Origin of the sequence: Stutzerimonas stutzeri, from assembly GCF_019090095.1 — a bacterium.
Lineage (GTDB): Bacteria > Pseudomonadota > Gammaproteobacteria > Pseudomonadales > Pseudomonadaceae > Stutzerimonas > Stutzerimonas stutzeri_AN.
Map to the genome: position 1 here is coordinate 2,010,087 of NZ_JAGQFP010000001.1, position 13,465 is coordinate 2,023,551.

At 63.2% G+C, this 13,465-nt stretch carries 14 protein-coding genes; 7 read left to right on the forward strand and 7 right to left on the reverse strand.

The features are described 5' to 3' along the window. The first annotated feature begins 178 nt into the window (after positions 1-178). From gatC to KVO92_RS08830, 6 genes are all read left to right on the forward strand, one after another. Positions 179-466 (forward strand): Asp-tRNA(Asn)/Glu-tRNA(Gln) amidotransferase subunit GatC, encoded by a 288-nt coding sequence (gene gatC, locus KVO92_RS08805; RefSeq protein WP_217475202.1) that lies wholly within the window; start codon positions 179-181, stop codon positions 464-466. A 14-nt stretch (positions 467-480) separates the two neighbouring features. Further along, complete coding sequence (gene gatA, locus KVO92_RS08810) at positions 481-1,932, forward strand: Asp-tRNA(Asn)/Glu-tRNA(Gln) amidotransferase subunit GatA (RefSeq protein ID WP_217475203.1); 1,452 nt, start codon at positions 481-483, stop codon at positions 1,930-1,932. 11 nt (positions 1,933-1,943) lie between these two features. Further along, positions 1,944-3,389: an Asp-tRNA(Asn)/Glu-tRNA(Gln) amidotransferase subunit GatB gene (gatB, locus tag KVO92_RS08815; RefSeq protein WP_254621315.1), complete on the forward strand. Its 1,446-nt coding sequence runs from the start codon at positions 1,944-1,946 to the stop codon at positions 3,387-3,389. Between the two features lie 160 nt (positions 3,390-3,549). Continuing rightward, a complete protein-coding gene (locus KVO92_RS08820) occupies positions 3,550-3,936 on the forward strand; it encodes a septal ring lytic transglycosylase RlpA family protein (RefSeq protein ID WP_217475205.1) in 387 nt (128 codons plus the stop codon). Between the two features lie 29 nt (positions 3,937-3,965). Next, on the forward strand, positions 3,966-5,051 hold the full coding sequence (locus KVO92_RS08825) for a calcium/sodium antiporter (RefSeq protein WP_217475206.1): 1,086 nt from the start codon (positions 3,966-3,968) through the stop codon (positions 5,049-5,051). A 28-nt stretch (positions 5,052-5,079) separates the two neighbouring features. Then, the gene (locus KVO92_RS08830; protein ID WP_217475207.1) at positions 5,080-6,171 is read left to right on the forward strand and encodes a calcium/sodium antiporter; all 1,092 of its coding nucleotides are present in this window, start codon (positions 5,080-5,082) and stop codon (positions 6,169-6,171) included. 60 nt (positions 6,172-6,231) lie between these two features. Here the strand turns inward: KVO92_RS08830 and KVO92_RS08835 are convergent, their stop codons facing one another. The 6 genes from KVO92_RS08835 to KVO92_RS08860 all read right to left on the reverse strand — a co-directional run bounded on the left by KVO92_RS08835 (position 6,232) and on the right by KVO92_RS08860 (position 11,175). Further along, the gene (locus KVO92_RS08835; RefSeq protein WP_217475208.1) at positions 6,232-6,651 is read right to left on the reverse strand and encodes a bactofilin family protein; all 420 of its coding nucleotides are present in this window, start codon (positions 6,649-6,651) and stop codon (positions 6,232-6,234) included. Positions 6,652-6,668: 17 nt separating this feature from the next. Then, positions 6,669-7,022: a hypothetical protein gene (locus tag KVO92_RS08840; RefSeq protein ID WP_217475209.1), complete on the reverse strand. Its 354-nt coding sequence runs from the start codon at positions 7,020-7,022 to the stop codon at positions 6,669-6,671. Continuing rightward, positions 7,003-7,992 (reverse strand): M23 family metallopeptidase, encoded by a 990-nt coding sequence (locus KVO92_RS08845; protein ID WP_217475210.1) that lies wholly within the window; start codon positions 7,990-7,992, stop codon positions 7,003-7,005. Before KVO92_RS08845 ends, KVO92_RS08840 begins: the two co-directional genes overlap by 20 nt. A gap of 170 nt (positions 7,993-8,162) precedes the next feature. Beyond that, positions 8,163-9,104, reverse strand: coding sequence for an AEC family transporter (locus KVO92_RS08850; protein ID WP_217475211.1), 942 nt, complete (start codon positions 9,102-9,104; stop codon positions 8,163-8,165). Between the two features lie 223 nt (positions 9,105-9,327). After that, complete coding sequence (locus tag KVO92_RS08855) at positions 9,328-9,888, reverse strand: response regulator transcription factor (protein ID WP_021208747.1); 561 nt, start codon at positions 9,886-9,888, stop codon at positions 9,328-9,330. Between the two features lie 33 nt (positions 9,889-9,921). Further along, positions 9,922-11,175, reverse strand: coding sequence for an ATP-binding protein (locus KVO92_RS08860; RefSeq protein WP_217475212.1), 1,254 nt, complete (start codon positions 11,173-11,175; stop codon positions 9,922-9,924). 148 nt (positions 11,176-11,323) lie between these two features. Between KVO92_RS08860 and KVO92_RS08865 the strand changes: the two genes are divergently transcribed. After that, positions 11,324-12,016 (forward strand): SIMPL domain-containing protein, encoded by a 693-nt coding sequence (locus KVO92_RS08865; protein ID WP_217475213.1) that lies wholly within the window; start codon positions 11,324-11,326, stop codon positions 12,014-12,016. A gap of 146 nt (positions 12,017-12,162) precedes the next feature. On the opposite strand, the gene KVO92_RS08870 is transcribed toward KVO92_RS08865, so the two are convergent. After that, positions 12,163-13,326 carry a type III PLP-dependent enzyme gene (locus KVO92_RS08870; protein WP_217475214.1) on the reverse strand — a complete coding sequence of 388 codons (1,164 nt, stop codon included), beginning with the start codon at positions 13,324-13,326 and terminating at the stop codon, positions 12,163-12,165. Between the last annotated feature and the right edge of the window lie 139 nt (positions 13,327-13,465).

Consider the following 13,465-nt stretch of genomic DNA (forward strand, 5'->3'; position numbering starts at 1 on the left):
GCAGTGCTGCCGAACCGACGCCAGACCGCGTCCATGCTACCGACAAGCGCCGCGGACATGTAAGATTGACGGCTTTTCCGGGCTCGAACGCCCACCGCCGCGGCTCGACCCTGCTGCTCTTGTGTCGGTCTTTGCCGACGGAAGGCATATCCGACTCGCTTCCCGCTGGAGAATCCCGATGGCGCTTGAACGCTCCGAGGTGGAAAAGATCGCTCATCTGGCCCGCCTGGGTCTGAATGAAGACGACCTGCCCCGCACCACTGAGACCCTGAACAACATTCTCGGCCTGATCGATCGCATGCAGGCCGTGGATACCACCGGCATCGAACCCTTGGCCCATCCGCTGGAAACCCACCAGCGCCTGCGCGCCGACGTGGTCACCGAAAGCAACCAGCGCGAGGCCTACCAGGCCATCGCCCCGGCCGTGGAAGACGGCCTCTATCTGGTTCCACGGGTGATCGAGTAATGAAGGACGCCGACATGCATCAACTGACCCTCGCCGAGATCGCCCGCGCGCTGGGCGACAAGCAGTTTTCTGCCGAAGAGCTGACGCGCGCGCTGCTGAGCCGCATCCAGCAATTCGATCCGCAACTGAACAGCTTCATCACCGTGACCGAAGAGCAGGCACTGGCCCAGGCTCAGGCCGCCGACGCGCGACGCGCCAAGGGTGAAAACGGCGCGCTCCTGGGTGCGCCGATCGGCCACAAGGACCTGTTCTGCACGCAAGGTACCCGCACCAGCTGCGGCTCGAAGATGCTCGACAACTTCCAGGCGCCCTACGACGCCACTGTGGTCGAGCGTCTGGCCGCGGCAGGAGCCGTGTCGCTGGGCAAGCTGAACATGGACGAATTCGCCATGGGCTCGGCCAACGAGTCGAGCCACTACGGCGCAGTGAAAAACCCCTGGGACCTGAACCGGGTGCCAGGTGGCTCCTCCGGCGGTTCGGCGGCGGCCGTCGCGGCACGCTTGCTGCCTGCTGCAACCGGTAGTGACACCGGCGGTTCGATCCGTCAGCCCGCGGCGCTGACCAACCTCACCGGCCTCAAGCCCACCTACGGCCGTGTTTCGCGCTGGGGCATGATCGCCTACGCCTCCAGCCTCGACCAAGGCGGCCCGCTGGCTCGCACAGCCGAAGACTGCGCCTTGATGCTCGGCGCCATGGCCGGTTTCGATCCGAAGGATTCCACCAGTGTCGACCAGCCGCTGGACGACTACCTGGCGGCACTGGACAAGCCGCTGACGGGTCTGCGCGTCGGCCTGCCGAAGGAGTATTTCGGTGAGGGGCTCGATAGCAAGATTGCCGACGCAGTCATGGCTGCGGTCGAAGAGCTGAAAAAGCTCGGCGCCACGGTGAAGGACATCAGCCTGCCGAACATGCAGCACGCCATTCCTTCCTACTATGTGATCGCGCCGGCCGAAGCCTCCTCCAACCTGTCACGCTTCGATGGCGTGCGCTTCGGTTATCGCTGCGAAAGCCCGGTCGACCTGACCGATCTCTACAAGCGTTCGCGTGCCGAAGGCTTCGGTGACGAAGTCCGTCGCCGCATCATGGTCGGTACCTATGCGCTGTCCGCAGGGTACTACGATGCCTACTACCTGAAGGCGCAAAGGATTCGCCGGTTGATCAAGAACGACTTCGTCAGCGCCTTCGACGAGGTCGACGTGATCCTCGGCCCGACCACGCCGAACCTGGCCTGGAAGCTCGGCGAGAAGAACGCCGACCCGGTCTCGGCCTATCTCGAAGACATCTACACCATCACCGCCAACCTCGCGGGCATTCCGGGTCTGTCGATGCCGGCCGGCTTCATCGACGGTCTGCCGGTGGGCGTGCAGCTGCTGGCCCCTTATTTCCAGGAAAGCCGCCTGCTCAACGTCGCGCACCAGTACCAGCAAGTCACCGACTGGCATAAACAAGCGCCGAGCGGCTTCTGAGGAGAGAGATGATGCAATGGGAAACCGTTATCGGGCTTGAGATCCATGCTCAGCTCGCCACTCAGTCGAAGATTTTTTCCGGCAGCGCCACCACCTTCGGCGCCGAGCCCAATACCCAGGCCAGCCTGGTCGACCTCGGCATGCCCGGCACCCTGCCGGTGCTCAATGCCGAAGCCGTGCGCATGGCCTGCAAGTTCGGCCTGGCCATCGATGCCGAGATCGCCGGCAAGAACGTCTTCGCGCGCAAGAACTACTTCTACCCCGACCTGCCCAAGGGCTACCAGACCAGCCAGATGGACCACCCCATTGTCGGCAAGGGCCACCTGGACATTACCCTGGAAGACGGCACCACGCGGCGTATCGGTATCACCCGTGCGCACCTGGAAGAAGATGCGGGTAAAAGCCTGCACGAAGATTTCCACGGCATGAGCGGGATCGACCTGAACCGCGCCGGCACGCCGCTGCTGGAGATCGTCTCCGAGCCGGACATCCGTAGCGCCAAGGAAGCGGTCGCCTACGTCAAGGCGATCCACGCGCTGGTGCGCTACCTCGGCATCTGCGACGGCAACATGGCCGAAGGCTCGCTGCGTTGCGACTGCAACGTCTCGGTGCGCCCAAAGGGCCAGGCCGAGTTCGGCACCCGCGCCGAGATCAAGAACGTCAACTCCTTCCGCTTCATCGAAAAGGCGATCAACCATGAGGTGCAGCGCCAGATCGAGCTGATCGAGGACGGCGGCAAGGTGGTTCAGGAAACCCGCCTGTACGACCCGAACAAGGACGAGACGCGCTCCATGCGCAGCAAGGAAGAAGCCAACGACTACCGCTACTTCCCCTGCCCCGACCTACTGCCAGTGGTGATCGAGCAGAGCTTCCTTGATGAGGTACGCGCCAGCCTGCCGGAGCTGCCCGTGCAGAAGCGCGAGCGTTTCGAGCGCGAGTTCGGCCTGTCCGCTTACGACGCCACGGTATTGGCAGCCAGCCGCGAAATGGCGGACTACTTCGAAGCCGTACAGCAGGTCTGCGGTGACGCCAAGCTGTCGGCCAACTGGGTAATGGGCGAGCTGTCCAGCCTGCTCAACAAGGACGGACTGGACATCGAGCAATCGCCGGTGACCGCTGAGCAACTGGGCGGCATGATCCTGCGCATCAAGGACAACACCATCAGCGGCAAGATCGCCAAGATGGTCTTCGAGGCGATGGCCGCCGGTGAAGGCTCGGCTGACGAGATCATCGAGAAGAAGGGCCTCAAGCAGGTCACCGACACCGGCGCCATCGAGAAAATGCTCGACGAAGTGCTGGCCGCCAACGCCGAGCAGGTCGAGCAGTACCGCGCCAGCGACGAAGCCAAGCGCGGCAAGATGTTCGGCTTCTTCGTCGGCCAGGCGATGAAGGCTTCGAAGGGCAAGGCCAACCCCGGCCAAGTCAACCAGCTGCTCAAGAGCAAGCTCGAAGGCTGATCGACGAAGGCGGGCCGCCCGGCCCGCCTCGTATCCCCGGTGCGCCCTACCCGGCCCGCGCCGTTGAACGGCTGTCGCTGTTCATGCTCAAACCCCTTCGAGGCCATATAACCGATCACTGGCCGGCATCGGATCGATCCCGCTCGGGAAGGATTGGCGTATGCGAACCAGACTGCTGCTCGTTGCACTGCCCTTCGCCCTGTTCGGCGGCTGTGGCGAAAACCAGGAGGCCTATTCGAAGGCCAGGAACAGTTTTACCCAACAAGGCGTAGCGTCCTATTACGCGCGCAGCTTCCATGGCGAAGAGACCGCCAGTGGCGAAACCTTCAACCAGAACCAACTGGTCGCCGCGCATAAAACGCTGCCTTTCGGTACGCGGGTGAAGGTGACCAACCTCGACAACGGTAAGCAGGTCACCGTGCGTATCGTCGATCGTGGCCCCTTCAAACGCGGACGGATCATCGATCTGTCGCGAGTGGCGGCGGCCCGGCTCGACCTGCTCGAAGACGGCATCGCCAAGGTGAAGATCGAAAAAGTGAGCCGTTAGTCCAGGCCCGCCCACTACCCGGAGTTCCGATGAGTTTGTTGACATTCGCCTACCTGATCGGCGGTCTGGTATTGCTGGTACTAGGCGCCGAAGCGCTGGTACGCGGCGCCGCGAAACTGGCCGCGCGCTTCGGCATCTCGCCGCTGATCATCGGCCTGACCGTCGTCGCCTTCGGCACCAGTGCACCGGAGACGGCGGTCAGCATCCAGGCCTCGCTGAACGGCAACGGGGACATTGCCGTGGGCAACGTGATCGGCAGCAATATCGCCAACATCCTGCTGATCCTAGGTTTATCGGCCCTCGTCGCGCCGCTGCTGGTATCGCGTCAACTCGTGCGACTTGATGTACCGGTAATGATCGGCGCGGGCATCCTGACCTACGCACTTGCCTGGAACGGCAGCGTCAGTCGCCTCGACGGCGCCATACTGCTGGCTTTGCTGCTGCTCTACACCTTGTTTCTGGTCTTCGCCAGCCGACGCGAAAAGAGCCAGGTGGCGGTGGACGAGTTCGCCATCGAGTTCGGCAAAGACGACCAAGCGCGGCCGCTGGGCTGGCTCGTTCAGCTGCTGCTGATCCTGTTCGGGCTGGGCCTGTTGATGGTCGGCTCGCAACTGCTGATCGAGGGAGCGGTGGCCCTGGCTCGAGCACTAGGGCTATCGGAGCTGGTAATTGGCCTGACCGTGATCGCGGTCGGCACCTCGATGCCCGAGCTGGCGACCTCGCTGATGGCGGTTTACCGCGGCGAGCGGGACATCGCTGTCGGCAATATCGTCGGTAGCTGCATTTTCAACCTGCTGCTGGTGCTGGGCGCCGGCGCGCTGGTTTCGACCGACGGCTTGTCCATCTCACCCAATGCCCTGGCGTTCGATCTTCCGGTGATGCTCGCGGTATTCGCTGCCTGCCTACCGATTTTCTTTTCCGGCTACCGCATCAATCGCTGGGAAGGCGTGCTGTTCTTCGGTTACTACCTGGCCTACACGCTGTACCTGGTGCTGTTTTCCACCGGCCTGCAGGCGATCAACCTGTTGCGCCATGCAATGACTTGGTACGTATTGCCCTTGACCGCCGTGACGCTATTGGTGATCTTTCTGCGCGCCTGGAAACACCAGCGCTGACCCCCTTTTTTCTCTGGAGCGACCCTACGTGTCCGCGATGACGTTCGTCTATTTGATAGCCGGCCTGGTGCTTCTGGTGGCTGGCGCTGAAGTGCTGGTGCGTGGCGCGGCCAAGCTTGCGGCACAGTTCGGTATTCCGCCGCTGGTCATCGGCCTCACCGTGGTGGCCTTCGGCACCAGCGCGCCGGAAACCGCGGTGAGCGTGCAGGCCGCGCTCAATGGCAGCGGCGATATCGCTATCGGCAACGTGCTGGGAAGCAATATCGCCAACGTACTGTTGATCCTCGGCATGACGTCATTGGTCGCGCCGCTGATCGTCTCTCGCCAACTGATCCGACTCGACGTCCCGATCATGATCGGCGCCAGCCTGGTTGCCTATGGGTTGGCCTGGGACGGCGCACTCTCCCGGCTCGATGGCGCTCTGCTGTTTGGCGCGGTGATCGGCTACACGCTGTTCTTGATCGTCAGCAGCCGCCGCGCCAACGCCGAGGCAGCGGAGGATGACGAGTTCGCCAAGGAGTTCGGCCTCGACGCGCCCGCCAAACCCTACGCCAGCCTGATCAACGCTGCCCTGATCATTGCCGGCCTGGCGCTGCTGGTCGGCGGCTCGCATTTCCTGGTCGAAGGCGCCGTGTCGCTTGCACGGGCGCTGGGCCTGTCGGAACTGGTGATCGGCCTGACCGTTATCGCCATCGGCACTTCGCTCCCGGAACTCGCCACCTCGATACTCGCGGCCATTCGCGGCGAACGTGATATCGCCGTAGGCAACATCGTTGGCAGCAACATTTTCAACCTGCTCTGCGTGCTGGGCCTGGCTTCGCTGGTGTCGCCGCAAGCGATCGGCGTTGCAGCCAACGCGCTGGCGTTCGACTTCCCGGTCATGATTGCGGTCGCACTGGCCTGCCTGCCCATCTTCTTCACCGGCTACTGCATCAACCGGTGGGAAGGCCTGCTGTTTCTGGCCTATTACGTCGCCTACACGGTCTACCTGGTAATGGTCAGCACCGGACGTGCTTTCGCTGAAACCTTCGGCGACGCACTGATCGGTTACGCCTTGCCGCTGACTGCCATCACCCTGTTGGTGATCGCCAGTCGGGCCTGGAAGCGGCAACCACGATAGCGCGGCCCCGGCAGCACCCGCGGACCAGGCCTGCCAGTTGGCGCAGGCCGACGCGGCCGTTCAACCTTCGCGGCTGTGCAGGCGCGGCAGCTCGACGACCTGCCCAGTCTCCTCGTCGTCCAGCCGGCTGAGCGTGCCGTCGACGACCGCACCGTTTTCCATGCTCAGCTGGCGATAGCGAATGTTGCCGCGCACCCGCGCGTTGGAGTGCAGTTCGAGCAGGTGTTCGACGACCAGGTCACCGACGACGGTGCCATCGATCAGGGCGTCGTAGCTGCTGACGTTGCCTTCTATCCGCCCTTCGGTGCTCAATGCCAGCAGGCTCTGGGTGCCCGGTTTGTGGCAGACGTTGCCCATCACTGCGCCATTTATCTTCAGCCCCTCGTCGAATTCCATGTCGCCAGTCAGCGAGACATTGCTGGATATCAGGCTCGAAAACCGATCGATAGTGACGCTCACGGGACGCTTTTTGCCGAACATCGATTCACTCCAAGGTGTTAGCGGACTTTCTTCTGCTGTTTGAAAAAGGCCAGGTCGGTCTGCAACCGTTCGACCTGGGCCGACAGGGTTGCGATACGCCCGAGCAACTGTTCCTGGGTCGCCTCGGCCTCCCGATGCTGCAGCCGGCCCTGCTCCAGTGCCTGTTCGAGTGAGCGGTTTTCCGCGTCGAGCGCCATGAGCTGATCCTCGTGATCGGCCGTGTCCTCCAGGCGCAGATGCACCAGCGTACCGTTCAGGCCAAGCAGCAGAAGGCTGACCCAGAGCCATGCTCGCGAGCGAGGAGCGGTCCGCAGCTGATGCTCGGCCCGCACCAGCTGGCGCGTATCGGGCCTAGTCTTCAGCCTGAACATCGCGATCGCCAATCCGGTCCAGTTCACCCAGGGCCAGGAAGCGCTGCGGGTCGACGAAGCGCCCCTTGTGCAACACCTCAAAATGAAGATGCGGGCCGGTCGAGCGCCCGGTCGAACCCACCGCACCGATCCGCTGCTCGGGGGTTACGACCTCACCGGCCCGCACATCGATTCGGGAGAGGTGGGCGTAGCGGGTCCTCAGCCCGTTGCCGTGGTCGAGCACGACCAACTGGCCATAGCCACCGCGGGTACCGGCGAAGCGAACCCGTCCACCGGCCGCGGCTCGAACCTCGGAACCGGTACGCAGCGAAAAATCGACGCCGGAATGGAAGGCCGCCTGCTTTCGGAAGGGATCGATGCGATTACCGAACACCGAGCCGAGACGCGCTTCGCCGACCGGGCGCCGCGACGGTATCGCCATCAGGGCCGCATTGCGTTCGGCGACACGCTGCAACAGGCCGTCCAGCACCATCCGCAGGCAGCTTGCGGACGCCTCACCCAGGGCAAGCTGCTCCAGCGGCAGGCCATCATCCTGCAACGGCCCTCCCTTGAGGCAGCCACGCGGCGGCAGCAGGGGCCCGCCCTGACCGGCGCCATCCTCCGGGCGCTGCGGTACCAACTCCGGCAACAGGCTTGGATCGAGTGCGGAAAGTTGTGCGTGAAGGACGCGCTGTTCGCCCAGCATCTGCTGCAGCGCGAGCACGTCGGACTCCAGGGACCGCAGTCGCCCGACCACCTTGCCGACCCGCGCGACCGCAAAGTGCCCCTCGCTGTCTGCGACCGGTTCGTCTACATCGGCAGACGCATAGTCCGCAGTGTGTCGGTCCTGCCCAAGCCAGTAGCCGCCGGCGAAGGTGCCGAGGTTCAGAAGCAGGAGCAACGCCAGGCTAGCGCCGAGGCCAGGTCGCGGATTGACGACGCGGCTGGGCGTACGGGTCAACGAGCGGCTCGAAGATGTGAATAACGGCATTTACGCTCCCCGGAAAACAAGCGGGCTCGTCATGCAGACCAGCCATTGAACATCCGGGGCAATGTGCAGGATTCACTGTTTTATTTCTGCGGCCTGCTGAACGATTGCGACCACCTCGCCACGACCGCGTGTCGGAAAATCGAAGGCGGTCACAACCCATGTAGCGGCGTCTAGATCCAGCCCAGCCAACCGAGCACGAACAAGCCGATATTGATGGTGACCACCGCCATCAGGGTAGTCAGCACAATGATGATCGCAGCGAGCTGATGGTTGGCATTGGTCGCCCGCGCCATCACGAAACTGGCCGATGCGGTCGGGCAGGCGAAATAGAGGAACAGGATGCCGAGCTCGGCGCCCCGGAAGCCGAACAGCCAGGCGCCGAGCGTGGCCAATGTCGGCAGCCAGACCATTTTCATCAAACTCGCCCCCAGCGCGATGCGGCTGCTTTCACGCAGGACCGAAAGCGACAGCGTGCCGCCAATGCAGATAAGCGCCAGCGGCAGAGTCATCTGAGCGAAATACTGCCCCGACGTCATCAGCCAGTCCGGCAGCGGTACCTGCCAATAGGCAAAGGGGACGGCGGCCGTCACGCCAATGATCAACGGGTTGCGCGCAATGCTGAGCAGGATCGCGCTGACGCTGGTACGCCCCTCGGGGTTGTAGATCGCCAGGATCAATGCCGACAGGCTGTTGTAGACGAGTATCACGATGCCAGCCAGCACACCGCCGAGGGACAAGCCATAGTCCCCATAGAGACTGGTGGCGAGCGCCAGACCGACGATGCCATTGTTGCCGCGAAAGGCGCCCTGGACATAAACGCCACGGTCCGCATGCGGGCAGCGCCAGAGCGCCCAGGCCCAGGCGAGGAAGAAGGTCGTGATCGTGGCGACGACGTAATAGCTCAGCAATGCCGGCTGAAGCGCCGCGTCCAGATCGGCCCTGATGATCGACAGGAATAGCAGCGTCGGCATCGTGGCCTTGAATACGAGCGACGAGGCGGTGTGAATGAAGGTCGCGTCTATCCAGGCCAACCGCTTGAGGGCGACACCGACGAACAGCATGACGAACACCGGAGCGGTGATGCCCAGGGTCTGGATGGCAACGGAAAGCATGAACGCACTCGGGAAGCGAAGTCCGCCCTATGTTAACCGCAGATCCGTGGCAGCGGTCTCGACCGCGAAAGGGGCGGCATCGCAGTCGCAGTTCGCGGACAAGACCGCAGCCGCAAGGGCCGGGCCGACCCTGCAGGATGTACCAACAGCCGGAAGGCCGTGACCTAATGCATTCCGGCGGCCCGATCCTGGCCAGGCCCGCGCAAGCCCAGCCAGGAACGACTCAACGCCGTACCGGGCGCTTCTGCAGCTTGCGCTGCAAGGTCCGCCGGTGCATGCCCAGCGCGCGCGCCGTGGCGGAAATGTTGCCGTCGTGCTCGCCGAGAACGCGCTGGATGTGCTCCCACTGCAGGCGGTCCACGGACATTGGATTTTCCGGCACCAGGGTGTCCAGGTCGGCATGCTTGGACAGCAACGCGGCGAGGACATCGTCGGCATCGGCAGGCTTGCACAGGTAGTTGCAGGCGCCCCGCTTGATGGCCTCGACGGCGGTAGCGATGCTCGAATAGCCGGTCAGGATCAGCACCTTCATTTCCGGATCGAGTTCAAGCAACTTGGGCAGCAGAACCAGGCCGGAGTCGCCGTCCATCTTGAGATCCAGCACGGCGTAGTCAGGCAGCTCCTGCTTGGCCATCTCCAGGCCTTCCTCGGCCGAGCCGGCAATGCTGACGTGCAGACCACGCCGGCTCATGGCGCGCGCCATGACGCGGGTAAACGTCGGGTCGTCATCTACCAGCAACAGGTGGGGCTGCTCTTCGCCTTCGTGCTGCAACTCTTCGGTCATGTCTAGATTCCTCGCGTTTGGGTCACGTCAGGTTCAGGCCCGCATCGAACCATGCGGCAGGCGCAGTTCGGTCAGGGTGCCACCCTCTTCGTGATTGTAAAGCTTCACCGTTCCGCCCGCGCGGGTCACGCTGGCCTGACTCAAAAACAGCCCAAGGCCGAACCCCTTGCCCTTGGTGGTGATGAAAGGTCTGCCGATCTGTTCGGCGATGGCCAGCGGCACGCCGGCGCCATGGTCGCGAATGGTCAGTCTGATCCACTGCGCGTCCCAATCCAGGCGGATATCCAGATCGTCAGGATTGGCATCAGTGGCATTGTTCAGCAGGTTGAGCAGGGATTGGCCGAGGTCGGCCGGCGGCATCAGGCGCGGTGGCGTGCCCTTGCCCAGACACTGGAAGCGATAGGTGGCCTCCGGATGCATCAGGTGCCAGCGCTGCAGCACCGATTCGACCCACTCGCGCACGGTCTGCTCGACGACCGCCTGACGGCGGTCGGCCTCGGCGGCACGCACCAGCTGACGCAAGCTTTCCTTGCACAGCTGCACCTGCGATTGCAGCAGCGCCAAGTCATCGTTCAGCTGAGGCTCCGGATGCTCCTGGCGCAGCTCCTTGAGCAGCACGCTCATCGTGGCCAACGGGGTGCCCAGCTCATGCGCGGCGCCCGCCGCCTGGGTCGCCACGGCCAGCAGCTGCTGATCCCGCATGCTTTCTTCCCGTCGCTGGGCCTGGAGCTGCTCCTGACGTCGTAACTGCTCGGCCATGCGCGCCACGAAGAAGGTGATCAGGGCGGCGGCCAGGGCGAAGCTCAACCACATCCCGTAGACCAGCAAGGTGGTGCGATCGACCGGCGGCACGATCACCGGGTCGTACCACACCAGCATCAGGGTGTAGCCGGCCAACGCAAGTCCGGACAACACGACCGAATACAGCCAGGGCAGCGTCGCCGCGGCGATAGTCAACGGCACCAGATAATAGGAAACGAAGGGGTTGGTCGAGCCGCCCGAGTAATAAAGCAACGCGCTGTGGATCAGCAGGTCGGTGGCCAGGTGCACCGCATATTCGAGTTCGGTCACCGGCCAGGGACCACGCAGGCGCAGTGCCGTGCCCAGGCAGATCATCGCCGAGACGGCCAGGGTCACCCCGAGATGAAACCAGGGCAGGCCGAACAGTTGCGTCGCGTAGGCCAGCCCCACCGCGCCCGCCTGAGCAGCGAGCACGAGGATGCGGATCAGGATGAGCAGGCGAAGGTTCTGGCGGCTGGCGGACAGCAAGTGAACGGATGCGTACATGGGGTCTCCAAAGAGCCGCGAGTATAACCAAGCGACCCGAAGCTCAGCTGATCTGCGGCAACGCGACGCACGAAAAACTGCATGTCGCCAGGCAAAAGGCTAAAGTCTTTGCGCCGCACCGCTGGTGCTATCGAATTCAGGAGTTTTCATGTTCGTAACCCTACCTCGCAGCGTTGCGCTGCTGGCCTGTATCGCTACGCTGCCCGTCGTTGCCGACGAGCAACACTATAACCAGATCTCGTTACGCGCCGAAGCCACGAGCGAGGTGGCCCAGGACCGCATGCATGTCACGCTGTACAGCGAAGCGCAGCACGAAGATCCGGCGCAGCTCGCCGCAGAGACCACCAAGACCATGAACAAGGCACTGCAACGCGCGCGGCAAGCGAAAGGCGTGGTGGTCAGCCAGGGCAGCCGCAGCAGCTATCCGGTCTACGAAGAGAAAGGCCAGCAGATTACCGCCTGGCGCGAACGCGCCGAGCTGCGGCTGGAAAGTGGCGATTTCGCCACCCTGTCCAAGCTGACCGGCGAGCTGATGCAGGATCTGAAGATGGGCAGCATGCAGTTCAGCGTTTCCGACGCGATCCGCAAGCAGAACGAAGACGCCCTGCTCAAGGATGCGGTCGCCGCCTTCCGCGCCCGTGCGCAGCTGGCCACCGAAGCCCTGGGCGGCCGCGATTACCGAATCGTCAGCCTCAACCTGGCGAGCGGTGGCGGCTACCAGCCGGAGATGCGCAACTTCGCGATGAAGACCATGGACGCCATGCCGACACCCGAGATCGAGGCCGGCACCCGCCAGATCAGCGTCAACGCCGACGGCGTGATCGAAGTACAGATGCCCTGATCGACAACGCCGGGCAGCGAGGCTCGGGGCATTTCGCCTCGCCCTTGCCTGCTCGAGCTCGACGTTATCGCGGCGACGGTAGCCGCCGACGAAACGCAGAAACGAAAACGCCGCGAACTTCGCGGCGTTTTGCGTCGTGGCAGAGCTTAGATGTAGTAAGCCTTCAGCGGCGGGAAGCCGTTGAATTCCACCGCGCTGTAACTGGTGGTGTAGGCACCGGTGGAGAACCAATAGAGACGGTCGCCACTCGAGAGGTTCAGCGGCAGGCCGTACTTGTAATGCTCGTACATGATGTCGGCGCTGTCGCAGGTCGGGCCGGCGATCACCACCTCTTCCATCTCGCCCTTCTTCTCGGTCCAGATCGGGAACTTGATGGACTCGTCCATGGTTTCGATCAGGCCGCTGAACTTGCCCACGTCGGTGAACACCCAGCGCTCCACCGCGGTACGCGACTTGCGCGAGACCAGGACCACTTCGGACACCAGCACGCCAGCGTTGGCGATCAGCGAACGACCCGGCTCCAGAATGATCTCGGGCAGGTCATCGCCGAAGTCGTCCTTCAGGAAGCGGATGATCTCGTCGGCGTAGGTGGTCAGATCGTTGGTCTTGGCGATGTAGTTGGCCGGGAAGCCACCGCCCATGTTGATCATCTTGAGGATGATGCCGTCTTCTTCCTTCAGGCGCTCGAAGATCACCTTGACCTTGGCGATGGCGGCGTCCCAAACGTCGATGTCGCGCTGCTGCGAGCCCACGTGGAAGGAGATCCCGTAAGGATCCAGGCCCAGTTGCTTGGCCAGGATCAGCAGGTCCAGGGCCATATCGGTCTGGCAGCCGAACTTGCGCGACAGCGGCCAGTCGGCGGTGTTGGAGCCTTCGGTGAGGATCCGAACGTAAACCTTCGAACCCGGCGCGGCCTTGGCGATGTTGCGCAGGTCGGCTTCCGAGTCGGTGGCGAACATGCGCACACCCTTGTCGTAGAAGTAGCGGATGTCCTTGGCTTTCTTGATGGTGTTGCCGTAGCTGATACGTTCCGGGCCGACGCCGGTGGCCATGACCTTGTCCAGCTCGTAGATCGAGGCGATGTCGAAGTTCGAACCTTTATCGCGCAGCAGCTCGGTGATCTCGGTGGCCGGGTTGGCCTTCACCGCGTAGTAGATCTTGGCGAACGGGAAGTTGCGGACCAGTTGGTCGTATGAATCACTGATGATTTTGGTGTCGATGACGACGAACGGGGTTTCGCGCTCATCGGCGAAGGCCTTCATCTTCTGGAAGGTTTCTCGCGGATAGTAGTCTTCGATCTTGATCGACATGCAGGGCTCCAGTTGGCGGAACGGAAGAGTGTGCAGGGGGTGGCACAAGGCCGCGAACGTCTGACAGTTTCCCCATTTTGGTTCGCCTACTTCCCAAGGCATGTCGCCGAGCATCACCGGTCCCGGTGAACCTGCAAGC

Bases quoted from the DNA above. Each gene is read 5' to 3' on its own strand.
- gatA (WP_217475203.1), top strand. From the start codon at position 481: ATGCATCAACTGACCCTCGCCGAGATCGCCCGCGCGCTGGGCGACAAG.
- KVO92_RS08840 (WP_217475209.1), bottom strand. From the start codon at position 7,022: ATGTTCAGGCTGAAGACTAGGCCCGATACGCGCCAGCTGGTGCGGGCC.
- KVO92_RS08860 (WP_217475212.1), bottom strand. From the start codon at position 11,175: ATGTACGCATCCGTTCACTTGCTGTCCGCCAGCCGCCAGAACCTTCGC.
- KVO92_RS08870 (WP_217475214.1), bottom strand. From the start codon at position 13,326: ATGTCGATCAAGATCGAAGACTACTATCCGCGAGAAACCTTCCAGAAG.
- gatB (WP_254621315.1), top strand. From the start codon at position 1,944: ATGCAATGGGAAACCGTTATCGGGCTTGAGATCCATGCTCAGCTCGCC.
- KVO92_RS08865 (WP_217475213.1), top strand. From the start codon at position 11,324: ATGTTCGTAACCCTACCTCGCAGCGTTGCGCTGCTGGCCTGTATCGCT.
- KVO92_RS08845 (WP_217475210.1), bottom strand. From the start codon at position 7,992: ATGCCGTTATTCACATCTTCGAGCCGCTCGTTGACCCGTACGCCCAGC.
- KVO92_RS08855 (WP_021208747.1), bottom strand. From the start codon at position 9,888: ATGACCGAAGAGTTGCAGCACGAAGGCGAAGAGCAGCCCCACCTGTTG.
- KVO92_RS08825 (WP_217475206.1), top strand. From the start codon at position 3,966: ATGAGTTTGTTGACATTCGCCTACCTGATCGGCGGTCTGGTATTGCTG.
- KVO92_RS08835 (WP_217475208.1), bottom strand. From the start codon at position 6,651: ATGTTCGGCAAAAAGCGTCCCGTGAGCGTCACTATCGATCGGTTTTCG.
- KVO92_RS08850 (WP_217475211.1), bottom strand. From the start codon at position 9,104: ATGCTTTCCGTTGCCATCCAGACCCTGGGCATCACCGCTCCGGTGTTC.
- KVO92_RS08820 (WP_217475205.1), top strand. From the start codon at position 3,550: ATGCGAACCAGACTGCTGCTCGTTGCACTGCCCTTCGCCCTGTTCGGC.
- gatC (WP_217475202.1), top strand. From the start codon at position 179: ATGGCGCTTGAACGCTCCGAGGTGGAAAAGATCGCTCATCTGGCCCGC.